The sequence below is a fragment of the Paenibacillus sp. strain BS8-2 genome (assembly GCF_054483835.1).
In genome coordinates this window covers 3,618,747-3,631,783 of the sequence record NZ_CM137010.1, presented here as the reverse complement: position 1 = coordinate 3,631,783, position 13,037 = coordinate 3,618,747, and the positions used below count along the sequence as shown (strand labels likewise).

Sequence of the window (13,037 nt, the reverse complement as noted above, 5' to 3'; positions counted from 1 at the left end):
TGATCTATTGTATATCCTCATTATAAGGGGATGCATTTCGGCCATCTAACAGTATGACGGCATCTTCATTTGTCGTTTTCCGGCATCATACTGTAGCTTTCGACTATACTGGCTGGCTGCAAGTCCCGTAGCGAACAAAAAAAGGTCAACCGAAAAAAACGGTTGACCTGCTTCTACCTGTTATATCGAATCGCGTCTTCGATGATTTGCTCTGTCCATTTCTTAATCTTGTGATCCCTGTCGAACAACAGGGGCTGGTGCTCGCGGCCGGCACAAAACTCACGGTCAAGCCAGGTCATATCGTCTGCGACGCCCCATGTTAATACGGCATCCACCGTATCTGAATAACGGCGGCATATATCGAATATTCCGCGATACATTTCTGTTTGTTTCCGATGCATCTCCTCGGTAATGGGGGATGACGGAGGATAAACGCGGTCGCGAAGAGAATAAGGATTCACATCCATCTCCGTAATATGAATTCGTAATCCCAAGGCGGCAAATGCTTCTATTGTCCGCTCATATTCATCCAGATTACATTCTACGATATTGACATGCCCTTGCAACCCCACTCCGTCAATCGGTACGCCTCGATCTTTCATTCCTTTCACAAGCTTCAATATACGCTCTCGTTTATAGGGTACAAATTCGTTGTAATCATTGTAAAAGAGTTCCACGTCCGGCGCATGTTTTCGCGCCATGCGAAAGGCAATATCCACATAGTCGGGCCCAATGAGCTCCAACCATTTGGACGGTCGCAAATCATCGCCAGGGTAATCGTTGACGGCCTCGTTTACAACGTCCCAAGAGAAAAATCGACCTTTGTACTGTTCGCAGAAAGCCTGCATATGACGATCGATTCGATCAATGAGCACATCCCTGGAAGCGGATTTTTCCCCATCATGAAATAAATCATCCGGTACAGACATGTGCCAAATCGGAGCATGTGCTCGAAGAGCCAGCTGACGACTCTGAGCATACATGACCATTTCATCAGCCTCTCCAAATGTAAAAACTCCTTGATTCGGCTCCGTCGGTTCCCATTTCATTGCATTTTCCGCGACTGCGCAATTAAAGTGCTTCGAAATAATAGCATCGTGTCTTTGTATGCTCTCGCGGCTAATAGCCGCGCCTACTTTAAAGAACTTTTTGTGCGCTTCATATAAGGATGTCATATATCAGATACTCTCCTTATCGTTTCTTGCCGTTACTCGTAGTCTTCAACCCGCCACTCGTCTAGCCAATCCAAATACGCCATTTTCCCGTCAAAGCGGAACGGCAGCCATACATAGTCGGCCTTGTTCGTATTCTCCTCCGCGTTATAAATCGGCCTTCTCTGCGTTGTCGCCGGAAACGGCTCGCCAGCCCGATTGGGATTATACATAATGTCGAAACCATTGCGGATATCCTCGTAAGGAATAAAACCCGATTCATCGGTAATCCATCGATCTGCCAGCGCGATATAAAGATCTTTTTTCTTCGGATGCTTGAATACCGACGTAATCTGGGAACGGAATGAAGTCTCGGTCGAATCGTTCACATGCGGATTACCCAGAATCTCGAACGGTCCGTGGAACGTTCGAGCGCAAGCCAATTCCGAGGGATTCGGATAATAGCCAGTCGTTCCCGATGTCACCAAATATTGAAGACCTCTACGCTCGAAGTGAGCCGGCGCTTCCCGAACGAACGGAGGATGAATATTAGGGAAATGAGTCGAGTAATATCCCGTTACATCCGTATAATCAGCGGTCAAATCCGCACATATCAATTCGCTATGCACTCGTTCGAAGTAATAATAAGCCTTGCCATCCGACGCGACGACCAGATCGAAATCGCCGGCGCTCATATCCAATGGGCGGAATTTGGTCTTCGCAATCGTGTAAGGACCAAGTAGCCTGTCTGCAGTCATAATGGTCAAGGTCTGAGTGTGATCCTTCTCCATGATTTTCAAGAAGCACACATACTTTCCGGTCGGCTTGTTGAAAATAATATGAGGACGATCCATATGGCTTGTCGGGTGGAGAGATGACGTTTCGTCGTCCTCTACGGGCGGAATAATATTCCCTTCATCCTTCCAATTGTACAAATCCTGCGAAGAATAGCAGCGGACTCCCCAATGCCAGATCCCGCTGCCCGGCACGGTCTTCTCCTTGTCCTCTCCGTACCAATAGAAGGTATCGTTCTCGTAGTAGATCGATCCTCCGTGAGCTTGAATTCGTTTACCTTCCGTATCAAGCCAGACTTGGCCCGGTTTAATGGATGTTTGCATGGTGTTCGCCTCTCCTTTTTTCCATTTCGCTTCCTGTTACAAAACTGTAATTTGCACGGACTGAGGCTTGCAGCCTTCGGCTTCGAAAGTGACTTGTATGATTCCGCTCGAGGTTGGCCGAATGACGGCCAGCGCCAATCCATCATAGGTCGGTTGAGTCGTATCGAAGAAGTTGCCTAACGGCTTCGGATTAGCGGTGCCAAAGCCTTGCAAACAGCCTGGCCCCTCTATTCGGACAGATACTTCCCGATCTGCCAACGGCTTCACAAGGCCATCATCGTCGACAAGGGCAACCGTCACGAAGGCAAGATCGCCGTCATTCGCTTCGATAACCTCGCGATCGGCTTCCGCGCGCAGATTCACCGAGCTTCCGGCGGACTTCAGGATGGATCGACCGGTTTCCTCTCCATTCTTATAGCCCACAGCGATAATTTCTCCTGGCGTGTAGATCGTATCGAATCGAGCGATAAATCCGTTGGCTTCACCGCTCCCCGCCTTCCCCGCCGATGTTCCATTGATTCGCAGCTCGACTTCGTCGGCATCCGAATAGACTTCGACCTGAATCACTTTTCCTTCGAAGCCTTCCCAGCTCCAGCTTGATATCGAATCGCTCCAGCCCCAAGAGGAGATGTTTGCGTTCTTCCCGTACTTTGCTGGTCTCAAGACAGAAATATAGGGTTCTTTCCGCAAACCATAGACAATCTCTCGATAGTAGGACACTGGACGACGTTTTCCCGTAATGTCGATATCTCCGCAATAGGCAGACAGCCAAGGATATTCGCCTACGATCCCATGCCCCTGACTCTGATCATCCTCATAAGCCGTTCTTCCGATTCCGGATTCGCCGAGGTAATCCCAGCCCGTCCATGTAAAGTCCCCGATGACATGACCATTCTCCATCACCAGCTTCCAATTGTTCGCGATATCTTTAGGGAATGTTTCGCTGCCGCAGATGACACGATTAGGGAACAGCTCCTTATCGAGCTCATACCGGCTATCGCCATAGTTCAGCCCTGCGACGTCTACGGCGGCAAAGGATTCCTCGGTCGCTTTCGTCACAAGCTCGTGCTGATTGATCCGCTTCATGATGGCGGACATATCGTTAAAGTTGCCTCCACCCGACTGCCCTTGAGGCTGGGCCGCAGCAAGCTGCTTCATAACCGTGAGAAGCCCGTTTATCGAATTCATGATATACCGGGAAGAATCCATGCCGCGGATCTTCTCCGCAATCCTTCTGCCCCATGCGGCCCCGTGCGGATTACCGCCTTCCGGAATTTCATTTCCGATCGAATACATGATGACACTAGGATGGTTGTAATCTTTGTTAACCATTGCTTCCATATCTCTCTCCCACCAAAGTGGAAAATGCATCGCATAATCATAGGCCGACTTATTGACCGCCCACATATCGAAGCTCTCGTCGACGACCAGCATGCCCAATCGGTCGCAGGCGTCCAGCATGGCTTTGCTCATCGGATAATGCGAGCTGCGTATCGCGTTGAAGCCTGCTGCTTTCATCAATTCTACGCGCCGCTCTTCGGCACGATCGATCGTGGCCGCGCCGATCAAGCCGTTATCGTGATGAACGCAAGCGCCTCGAAGCTTCACGACTTCGCCGTTCAGACGAAGTCCATCGAAAGGATCAAGTGACAGGGAACGAATTCCAAACTTGGTTTCCTCTTCGTCTAGCACTTGATCTCCTTCGAACAGCTTACTCCTGCACGTATACAAATAAGGAGTATCCACGTTCCACAACTTTGGTTCGCTTACATACAGCCGCCCTCGAGAGGTTGTCCGCTCGCCTGCCAAAGCCGTGCAAGGGATCGAATCCGTCGCTACGATCCGTCCGGAAGCGTCGAGAATCTCGGTGACGATTCTCGTGGATTGCAGGTTCATTCCTTCGTTATCGATGGTGGCTTTTACAGCAACGACGGCACGCCCTTCGGATATATCCGGGGTAGATATTTGAATGCCGTCCAGCGCGAAGTGAACCGCGCCGGCAACCATCATCTTGGTATTGCGGTAGATGCCAGTCCCCGTATACCAGCGGGAATCATCATGGCTCCTAGCCACAACCTTGATTTCGTTCTCCGCCCCGTACTTCAGGAAGGGGTCGGCCTTGATATAGAATTGGCTGTATCCGTATGGATGTTGACCTGCAAAAGCATCGTTGATATAGACCATCGCATTCGAGTAGACGCCCTCGAATTCGAAAGTGACTCGTTTATCTTTGTACTCGGCCGGTATAAAAAATGTCTTGTTATAATCATAAGTTCCGTCCGGATAATAGCCTTTCTTCTCGGCGCTTGCTGCTTTCGGATCTCTAGTCCTCGCAACCATCGCATCATGAGGCAGCGTTATCGACTCCTGCGTTCCTGGACGCATATTGGTAAAGCTCGTATGCGGTCCAACGTTCCAGCCTTCATTGAATGACACCTTCATCAACATTTGCACCTTCCTCCACTAGAATAGAAGAAAAAGGTATAGCCCCGTGTGATTCCCTGTTGGGACTATACCTATTTAATGGCGGGGTTCAGCGATATCTGACTATTGGTTCGTCGATGCCCATGCATCTAACTGCTTTTGCTTTTCCGCCATATATTTCTCAATGCCTGCCGCCTTGAGCTTTTCGTTGAATTCTTTTAGCTTGTTTTCCGGATTAATCGTTCCGGTTTCCAAAGCTTTCGTATACTGATCCAACACGTTTCGGATCGCTACGCCTTCATTTTTGACAGGGGCTTCGTCGAACAAGAAACCTAGCGCCTTAGAAGGAACCCCTCTGGAATCGAAATCTTGTTCGATCTTTCTCAATTCCGGATTATCGGACTGGGATAGGTAAGCGAGTCTTTGATTACCCATGATCCACACAAAACTTTTCATGTTGTAACCAACCGAATTAATGTCCAATCCTTCCGGATAGTCGGCTTGGGTCTCCGAAGTTTTTACGTAGTGTTTCCCTTCGATACCCCAGACGAGAAGATTCAGAATATCTTGGTCCGAATACATAAGATTAAGGAACATCATCGCTCGCTCTGGATCTTTTGATTGTTGGGCAATCGTCCAAAGCCCAGTCATGACATTGCCTGTCTTTGCATGGGGAGAAAGCAGTTCCACTCCGACAAGCTCGTGGCCGATCTGGAATTCGATCCCTTCTTTTTGTCCCGGAGCGCTTGGGTAGATCGCACTAAATGTCCGCCCTGCCTTCAACTGATCGTTTGGCAACACCGTTGTCGTCGAGGCATCCTTATTGATGTAACCCGCTTTAAACCATTCGTGTACCCGCGCCAACTGATCGGCATAATCTTGCGTTTCGAAAAGGTTCACGACTTTCAATCCGTTGTCGTAATCAGGTAGGACCCCGATTCTGTCTCCCAAGTCATCGTAATTCGTATAGGAAACGACAGGTCCAAGACCTGCGCTTACGGCGAGAGGAATCATATTAGGTTCGTTGTCTTTAATGGTCTTCAGAACCTTCTCTACATCGTCCATCGTCTTAATAGCCGCAACGTCGATTTGATACTTGTCGACGAGGTCTTTGCGCATGTAGTAATCGACGCCCTTCGCGTAGGCATCGACATACGGGACGCCGTACAGCTTTCCGTTAATCTTCGGAGCATTAACGTATTGCTCCCCGACGGCCTCGATAATGCCTGTTCCGTGTTCCTTCAAGATGTCGTCAATCGGATACAGCTTTCCTGAAGCAGCGGCCGCGTTATACATACCGCCAGCGCCGAAAGTAAAGGACAGGTCCAATTTCTCTCCGCTAGAGTACATCAGGTTCATTTGCTGGCCATAAGCACCAATGCTGATCGGAAGGATATCGACGGTGGCGTTCATCTTTTCTTTTGTCAATTTACTGATTTCGGCTTCGATTTCAGCTATATCCTTGGGCTCCGCGCTGAATATCGGCAAGGCCATCGTAATTTCGTAAGGATCAAGAGCCGAGTTTTCCGCGGCTGATGTTGCTTGTCCCCCCTGATTCGACTCATTTGCTTCATGTGCAGCGTTCCCATTCGTGGCATTGTTGTTCGAGCATGCCGATAGCATGGCCGTAACGAGCGATACCGCAGCTAACACCGTGACTCCCTTTAATTTGTTCTTCATAGGTTCACCCCGAAAATTGTTTTTGTTTTTGTTACAGCTTAAGTATAGCAACCGTTTTCAAGGTCAACTAACACTATTACGGCAATCTGTTTTGTGCTTTTCCGGCAAACTTTCCGTTACTCGCCGCAACAAAGTCGCACGGGTCCCAGCAAGCCGCTAGGCTCAAGCTGGCCCAGCCGCGAGAAGATATCCGGCGTTTCCAATACCAGCGTATTCGTCACTTCAATCGCAATCGAATTGCGTCCTTCCCGTATAAGCTTACTTATGTCGAAGCGATACGGAGCCGCTATTCGAACGCCGACGGATTCGCCGTTCAAATAGATCTCCGCCGTTTCAAACGCTTCGCCGAGATCAATCGCCGCGCGAGCTCCTCTAGAAGAAGACCAGTCGAACTTCGTCTCATACCGAAGCGTTCCCGAGAACGTTGGCAACATCCCGATTTGGCTGACATCCGTTAGAGCATCGATCTCTCTCCAAGGCGTAAAAGCAGGATACTGTTCGGACTTTGCCGTGGAAACCGACCATGGCCCTTCAATCGCGATCGCTTGCGTTACACGCTTGCTCCCATTCTCTGCAACAACTCCATCGGTGAACGCTCCCGATACAAGTACGATGCTCTCCATGGGCTCCAATTGCAGCCTGATAAACATGCCGTTATGATCACTAACACCGTTAGCTTCCAGCAGCTTATTCTCATACGCATCGTACCACAACACTTGTTCCTTAACCGGCAGCCAAATTTCCGTGTCCACTGTATGACTTGGATGTTCATTGAAGAACATAAAGACATCCATTTCCGACTGTCTTACGCGATAACTGCGCAGGAACGGTTCGTATTTCCTGACCTCGGCATCGTATAAGCCTGATTTTTTCATTCTCTCTACGAGATTGCCGAGCGGCACAGTCTCAATCCGTTCGTTCGCGGCCAAGCTGTTTATAACGTTCTGATCCATCTTCCCATCGCTTGTCCGGCTCGGAAGACCGTCAATAAAGAAGACGGGAAGTCCTTGCTCGGCCAGCTCGTTCATACGGACCAACACGCTGCCCGGAAGCGCTTCGCTGTAAGGTACGATCAGGCAATCGAAGGTCTCCTCCAGCATCCGGAGCTTGCCGCTTTGGACTTCGACATCATTCACGATCGCGTCGCAAGGAAGGACGTCGCAATCGATTTGATTCCTCATCAGCTCTTTAACCGGCTTATGGAAGTACATTGAATCTCCGGACCATTCCGCTTCGGCGTGATAGAGAACGGCCGCCGTCGCCACATGGGTGCCGCCGGATAGAAGATGACTCATGCGATTCGTATAATGATTCAAGTATTTGTAATATCGGAATTGCGGATTCTTCCCTCTGGCATAAAGATGCGGAGGGCAGTCTCTGTCCGGGTATTCCTTCGGCGAGAAGGCATGCGGGACGAAATAATTGACGCCTCTGACGAGCATGTGGTCGGTCATCCACTTCATCAGCTTAAGACCTTCCGCCCAGCCATACGCGCCGAACACTTCGGCCATCGTACGGCCTTTTTTCTTCGGGTCCAAGTGACCAAGCGAAGAGGCCATCTTAGCCATCCCGTAAGTAAAGAACTCTGAATCGCCTTCCCCTACGAAGCCTCGCGTCGGAAGCTCGTCGAATCCTGGCCGCAGCTGCCAGAGCACGACATCCACTCCGGACATATCTTGCCCGCCAAGCGCCCGGAAGAAGTGCCCCGCTCCGCTGCCGAGACGTGCATGCACATTGCTGTCCTCGAGCACATGTCCGATATACTCCACGCCACGATCCCGGCACCAATCGCCGATCTGAGCCGTGAAATTTTCAGCGTATAACTTGCTTACCACATTCATATAACTGTAACGCATCTGTGACGCTCTTTCGCCGCCCTCGTGCCAGAGTAACGGCAAATACCTTCTGTAATCTGAGCCGAGCTCCGCTTCCATTAGTCCGTACATTCCCTTGCTCCACGGCAACGTGACCCCTCGTTTGCCCGGTTTCGAGTTAAAGTCCCATGTATCTTTATCATTATAGAAGCCGGGTTCGTCGGAGAAAAAGCCCGCCAAGGTTTTGCCGAAATCGTCGCGGTACCGCTCATAAAATGCCTCATGCACGGTATTGATCAGAATTCGCACGGAATCCGCAACGAGATAATTGATATAATCGGCCTTCTGCGGGTCGCCGCCATGCTCGCTTTCGATTAGAGTGAAGATCCGCCAGTAACCGTCTGGAACATCCCAATACAATTTTCCGTTCACAACATTTTCCGTCAAATCGTAGGACTCTTCCATCAAATCACCAGTGCTTGGATCTCGTCTCACGGCGATGACCCCGACCAAACTGCCTCCGTTGCTGAAGCCCGGATGGTACGGCAAAGGAGCAACCAAAAACGCCGAGTGATCCCGCGGTCCGATGGCATCCACGTGGCTTTCTGATAAGTATAGACGGCGAAGCTCTTGCGGTGCATCCTTTACGCGGCCTGCCGCGTGACCGGTCGGGAAGTGGTCGTCGTCCAGAATCCACACGCGCATGCCGCGCGTCCTTGCTTCGTCCAGAATGGCATCGATATCTTTCCACCATTTGGGTCCGAGATAATCCGGATGCGGCCTGGCTTCCACGCATACAGCACGGATTCCCGATTCGTGTATGCGCGCCATCTCTTCACGAAGAATGTCTTCGTCCTCGCCATGCTGCCAGAAGAACGGCAATATATAATTGTCTTCTTTGCCCAATAGAACATCTTGCAATCTTGTTGACATGGTTCATCCACCCCTTTAATATCTTCATCATATTGCAATGATCAGAGCGCCACTAACAGTTTTGCGGCAATCTCATTTGTGCTTTTCCGGCATTTTCAAAATCAATCAAAAGGCTGCCCTCCGTCATCCTCGACGACTTTCGGACAGCCTTGTATGATTATCTAACGACGACTCTTACACGACTAAGATTCAGCACTTGCGTATACAGGTCGCTTCGATCCCCTTTTCGATTCGATGCTGCGCGCAAAACAGGGAAGTAAGTGCCGGCCTTAGAGAACGAGTAAGTGGCCTCGACCCTCGCTAGCGAGCCCTCTTCGTTAAGGTAAACGAGGGTCGCTTCGATAGGAAAAGTGGCATCCCCTTCGAAATCCCACTCCGCGGAAACTACTTTGCCGGTATTCGGCGGAGCCTCGATCTCGGCTTGGAAGAAAACCGATTCACCGGCGGAAACCTTCGCCCGTTCGCCTCCGTTGGCTCTTAACTGGATAACCGGCTGAATCCCTCCGCGTTCGGCTGCAAGAGCCGGCACGATCACTTGACCGTCGACGACCTCATAATTGGTGTTGGCAGGAGGAGTAACCCCACGTTCCACCCATGAGATCAAATCTCGCAACGCCTGATTTAACGCGGGTACATAGGAGACAATATGAAGATCGTCTCTCGCCCCGTTTGAGCTTGTATCGGCGTGCAGAGCACGATCTACGAACCAAAGACGGAACCGTTCGTCCAGCTTTTCTCCCAATGCTTCCTTGACTTTGGTTCGATACCAGTCGGCTTGCCAAGGGAACGCGCTTTCATCCATAAGTGTCTGAACGACAATCATTTTCCCTTCAAAACATCCGCTTTGAACGGATCCCGCACCCCCGAAAGCGACGGCCGGACCGACCAAGAACGGACGTTGCGGGTATAGCGGCTTGCCTCTGTCGTCTCGGAACTGATCCCACACGCGATATTCACTTGTTGGTACTTGATGCCGGTGATAAGTCTGGATAGCGAGATAGTCCGAGTTGTCCAGCACGATTTCGTCGCCAGGCTTGATTTGATTTAAGCTTGGAACGGACGTGAAAAATCCGAATGCGGAACCGATAGTGGCGATTGTTCCGTCCATTCGACCAAGCGGAACCTTTAGTCCGGCCGCCTCGCCACTAGTCACCCGGATAAAGGCGCCATCCAGGTAGTAATCTCCCTCCGGTACTTTGGTCAGCTTGAAGGAAGGCAGAGATTGCTCCTCCGTCAGCATTTTCCAAGCATCATCTACACCCATATTGACCGCCTTTTCGGAATCCGATTCGTCTGACTCTCGTGGACGAATCACCTCCGTGATTATGGTCTTGTGCTGTAGACGCGCCCGAGAAGCCGTACTGTCAGGGTCGGAGCCTAAGTAACCCGGAACCGTCCAGAAATCCTCGAAATAGGTAGGATCCATCTGCAGGACGGAAGGAAACAATACCGTAAGCGCACCGTCGCCGATTTCATTGTAGGCAAACCATGCTTTAGGCGGGAAACCCATCTTGGTTATTTCCTCAAGCGCTTGTCTTTCTTCCGTGTTTAGTCCCTCATACATATTCCCACTGCCGCCAGGCTCCAACGCATCGATGATAGCAGGGAATTTATCTTTAAGGATTCGCATCGCGTGAACACGAGACGTGAACACATTCGGAATGGCCATCGGCGTTCCGATGACGAATGGAACCGCCCCGTCCCACACGCCTGTCGTATTTTCCATGAAGCTAATGGTTTTGAATCCACCGCCGCTGCCGCCCGAGATATATCCGAAAGGACGATGCGGGCCGAACAACTCCTCCGCTTTGACTCGCGAATACTGCGCCACTGCCGCGCTTGCGCGATATACAAGGGTGAAGTCAGGTGACATTCCGCCCATATTCGTTTCTACCAGATAAGCACCGATGGATAAGGCAAAGCCGATGATATTATCCACGCCCTCTTCCCTGCTTTGAGCCGTGTTTTCGCTTCCCTGAACGGGATATACCGGTTGGAAGAAGCGGCCTTCATAAGCTTCCTTAGGTGGAAAATAGAAAGAAAAACGGGTGTCGTTACCTTCGAAACCCCCGTGAATGTAACGATGCCTCACAGGCGCATCCCTCCACTCGTCGATGTCCACGTATGGGAGCTGAAATTGTGGATCTTCCAACCCGTTATATAGCGAGGCTGATGTTTGAGCATCATTATTATGAGAATTTGTCTCCAATTTAGTTCCTCCTAAGCGAAAACTTATTCTATTCGACAATCCATTTCCTACAGATTGATTAAATTATAGAGCGGCGTTAGACGCGATCGCTATCATAATGGCGGCAGATCGATTTGTTCTTTTCCGACATTTAGCACTTTTTTATGACCAGTATCAAAATAAAAAAATCTTGATTCGTCAATCATAACGACGAATCAAGATTTTTTGATTATCTTAGCGCATCCATCAAATTTTTCAGCACTTGAGCTGCTTGGGCAGCTTGTAGTTGTTAGTTAGGGTTGCCTTGCAGTTAATGCTACTGTCGCCTTAGCTACCAATAGATTTCAAGGCTTTGTTGGAGAAACAATTAGAGTCAGTGAGGTATCTTCCTTATTAGTTAGTTCCCGTTAAACATGCAGGTCTGTGCCGTTTTAACATTTTGGTCATAGGAACTGGCTTTCACATCCCAAGTCACGGAAGCTTGCACATCGCCCTTGCTTGTAGACATAGTGACGGTTGGAGCTGGCCAAGACCAAATTCCATTTTGGCTGTACCATTTGCCTTTCCGGAGAAGGGCAAAGGTTGAATAATTTCTTGAAGCGCTTTTATGCACGAAGGATTCTATGTATACGTTGAAACCGTAGTGGCGGGGATTTCGGCTTCGAACGCGTAAGTGTCTTCAGCAACAGTAAGGCTGCATCTCCAGTGTGCTCATTTTTCAATTGCCTGCCTGCCATTGCGGATTCACCCTGGCCATTTGCTTTCATCCATCCAGGCGGCAACGATCATGGCATTGCGAAGAAATGCGCATTACCTTCAATACCCAGATTTCCAACTACATCCATGAGAAAGGAAAAACCGCTACCCGTCTCGTTATACCAATCCGAATTAGTAGCCGATACATTTCCTTGGATGTCGTACTTTCATCAATTACAATCGAGGGTTCACATAATTATTTAACACCCATGTCTTTTAAGTGCTTTCCCGAAGTCCTTTTCCGCCCGCTATTCGCAGATCCGTCGCAATTCTGATTCAATGGAGAACGAATAATAAAGGGGTCCCTCACGCCGCATTCCCCGATTGAGGATTTTAATACAGGATCAGAGCCGGTATCGTTTCCTGCAGTTCTTTCGGGAATAGATTCGCATGAAGTTCCCAAAATCCATGAAAATGATCCTTCAAGATCTGTTTAACGATCCCTCGTTTCTTCCATGTTTCTCGCTTCTCCATAACGATTCCCCCCCATTTATTTTTTCGACTCGACTATCCACATTTTTTAGCCTCGTATAATTTCCTAAACAACAATAAACCCTTGCTACGCAAGGATTTCAAGGCTCTTAAGTTTGGTGGAGCCTAGGGGGATGTCCGAATCCATATTATTTGGCTGACGAAGCCAATTCGACGAGGACTTTAAGCGGTAGATTCAGACGCCGTGTTCGTCCGTTAGAAGCATATGCTTCGAAGCATCACTTCCACTTCCTGCGCGCGGGCGAACCTATAGGGGTTCTCTCCCCCCAGGCAATCCAAACGAAAAACGCCATCACGATTTGTGATGACGTTCTCTTCGTATGGAGCCTAGGGGGATCGAACCCCTGACCTCATCGCTGCCAGCGATGCGCTCTCCCAGCTGAGCTAAGGCCCCAAATATTGTGGCGACAAGGGATATAATAGCATATCGGTGGCGAGAACGTCAATCAAATTTTGCATCCATACGTCCTATTTAACTTGA

The 13,037-nt window shown here is 49.7% G+C and carries 7 protein-coding genes and 1 tRNA gene; all 8 read right to left on the bottom strand.

Translation table 11 applies throughout. The features are described from left to right. Nucleotides 1-173: 173 nt before the first annotated feature. Nucleotides 174-1,175, bottom strand: coding sequence for an endo-1,4-beta-xylanase (locus ACX1C1_RS15560; protein ID WP_458953084.1), 1,002 nt, complete (start codon nucleotides 1,173-1,175; stop codon nucleotides 174-176). Nucleotides 1,176-1,207: 32 nt separating this feature from the next. Continuing rightward, on the bottom strand, nucleotides 1,208-2,269 hold the full coding sequence (locus ACX1C1_RS15555; protein WP_458953083.1) for a family 43 glycosylhydrolase: 1,062 nt from the start codon (nucleotides 2,267-2,269) through the stop codon (nucleotides 1,208-1,210). A 36-nt stretch (nucleotides 2,270-2,305) separates the two neighbouring features. Next, complete coding sequence (locus ACX1C1_RS15550; protein WP_458953082.1) at nucleotides 2,306-4,717, bottom strand: glycoside hydrolase family 2 TIM barrel-domain containing protein; 2,412 nt, start codon at nucleotides 4,715-4,717, stop codon at nucleotides 2,306-2,308. A 99-nt stretch (nucleotides 4,718-4,816) separates the two neighbouring features. After that, entirely contained in the window at nucleotides 4,817-6,373 is a 1,557-nt protein-coding gene (locus ACX1C1_RS15545; protein WP_458953081.1) for an ABC transporter substrate-binding protein, read from the bottom strand. A gap of 116 nt (nucleotides 6,374-6,489) precedes the next feature. Further along, nucleotides 6,490-9,120, bottom strand: coding sequence for a glycosylhydrolase-like jelly roll fold domain-containing protein (locus tag ACX1C1_RS15540; protein ID WP_458953080.1), 2,631 nt, complete (start codon nucleotides 9,118-9,120; stop codon nucleotides 6,490-6,492). 157 nt (nucleotides 9,121-9,277) lie between these two features. Next, nucleotides 9,278-11,329 carry a hypothetical protein gene (locus ACX1C1_RS15535; protein WP_458953079.1) on the bottom strand — a complete coding sequence of 684 codons (2,052 nt, stop codon included), beginning with the start codon at nucleotides 11,327-11,329 and terminating at the stop codon, nucleotides 9,278-9,280. 1,068 nt (nucleotides 11,330-12,397) lie between these two features. Further along, nucleotides 12,398-12,538: a hypothetical protein gene (locus tag ACX1C1_RS15530; protein ID WP_458953078.1), complete on the bottom strand. Its 141-nt coding sequence runs from the start codon at nucleotides 12,536-12,538 to the stop codon at nucleotides 12,398-12,400. Between the two features lie 339 nt (nucleotides 12,539-12,877). Further along, nucleotides 12,878-12,950 (bottom strand) — tRNA-Ala (locus ACX1C1_RS15525). Between the last annotated feature and the right edge of the window lie 87 nt (nucleotides 12,951-13,037).

Bases quoted from the DNA above. Each gene is read 5' to 3' on its own strand.
- ACX1C1_RS15560 (WP_458953084.1), bottom strand. From the start codon at position 1,175: ATGACATCCTTATATGAAGCGCACAAAAAGTTCTTTAAAGTAGGCGCG.
- ACX1C1_RS15530 (WP_458953078.1), bottom strand. From the start codon at position 12,538: ATGGAGAAGCGAGAAACATGGAAGAAACGAGGGATCGTTAAACAGATC.
- ACX1C1_RS15550 (WP_458953082.1), bottom strand. From the start codon at position 4,717: ATGTTGATGAAGGTGTCATTCAATGAAGGCTGGAACGTTGGACCGCAT.
- ACX1C1_RS15540 (WP_458953080.1), bottom strand. From the start codon at position 9,120: ATGTCAACAAGATTGCAAGATGTTCTATTGGGCAAAGAAGACAATTAT.
- ACX1C1_RS15545 (WP_458953081.1), bottom strand. From the start codon at position 6,373: ATGAAGAACAAATTAAAGGGAGTCACGGTGTTAGCTGCGGTATCGCTC.
- ACX1C1_RS15555 (WP_458953083.1), bottom strand. From the start codon at position 2,269: ATGCAAACATCCATTAAACCGGGCCAAGTCTGGCTTGATACGGAAGGT.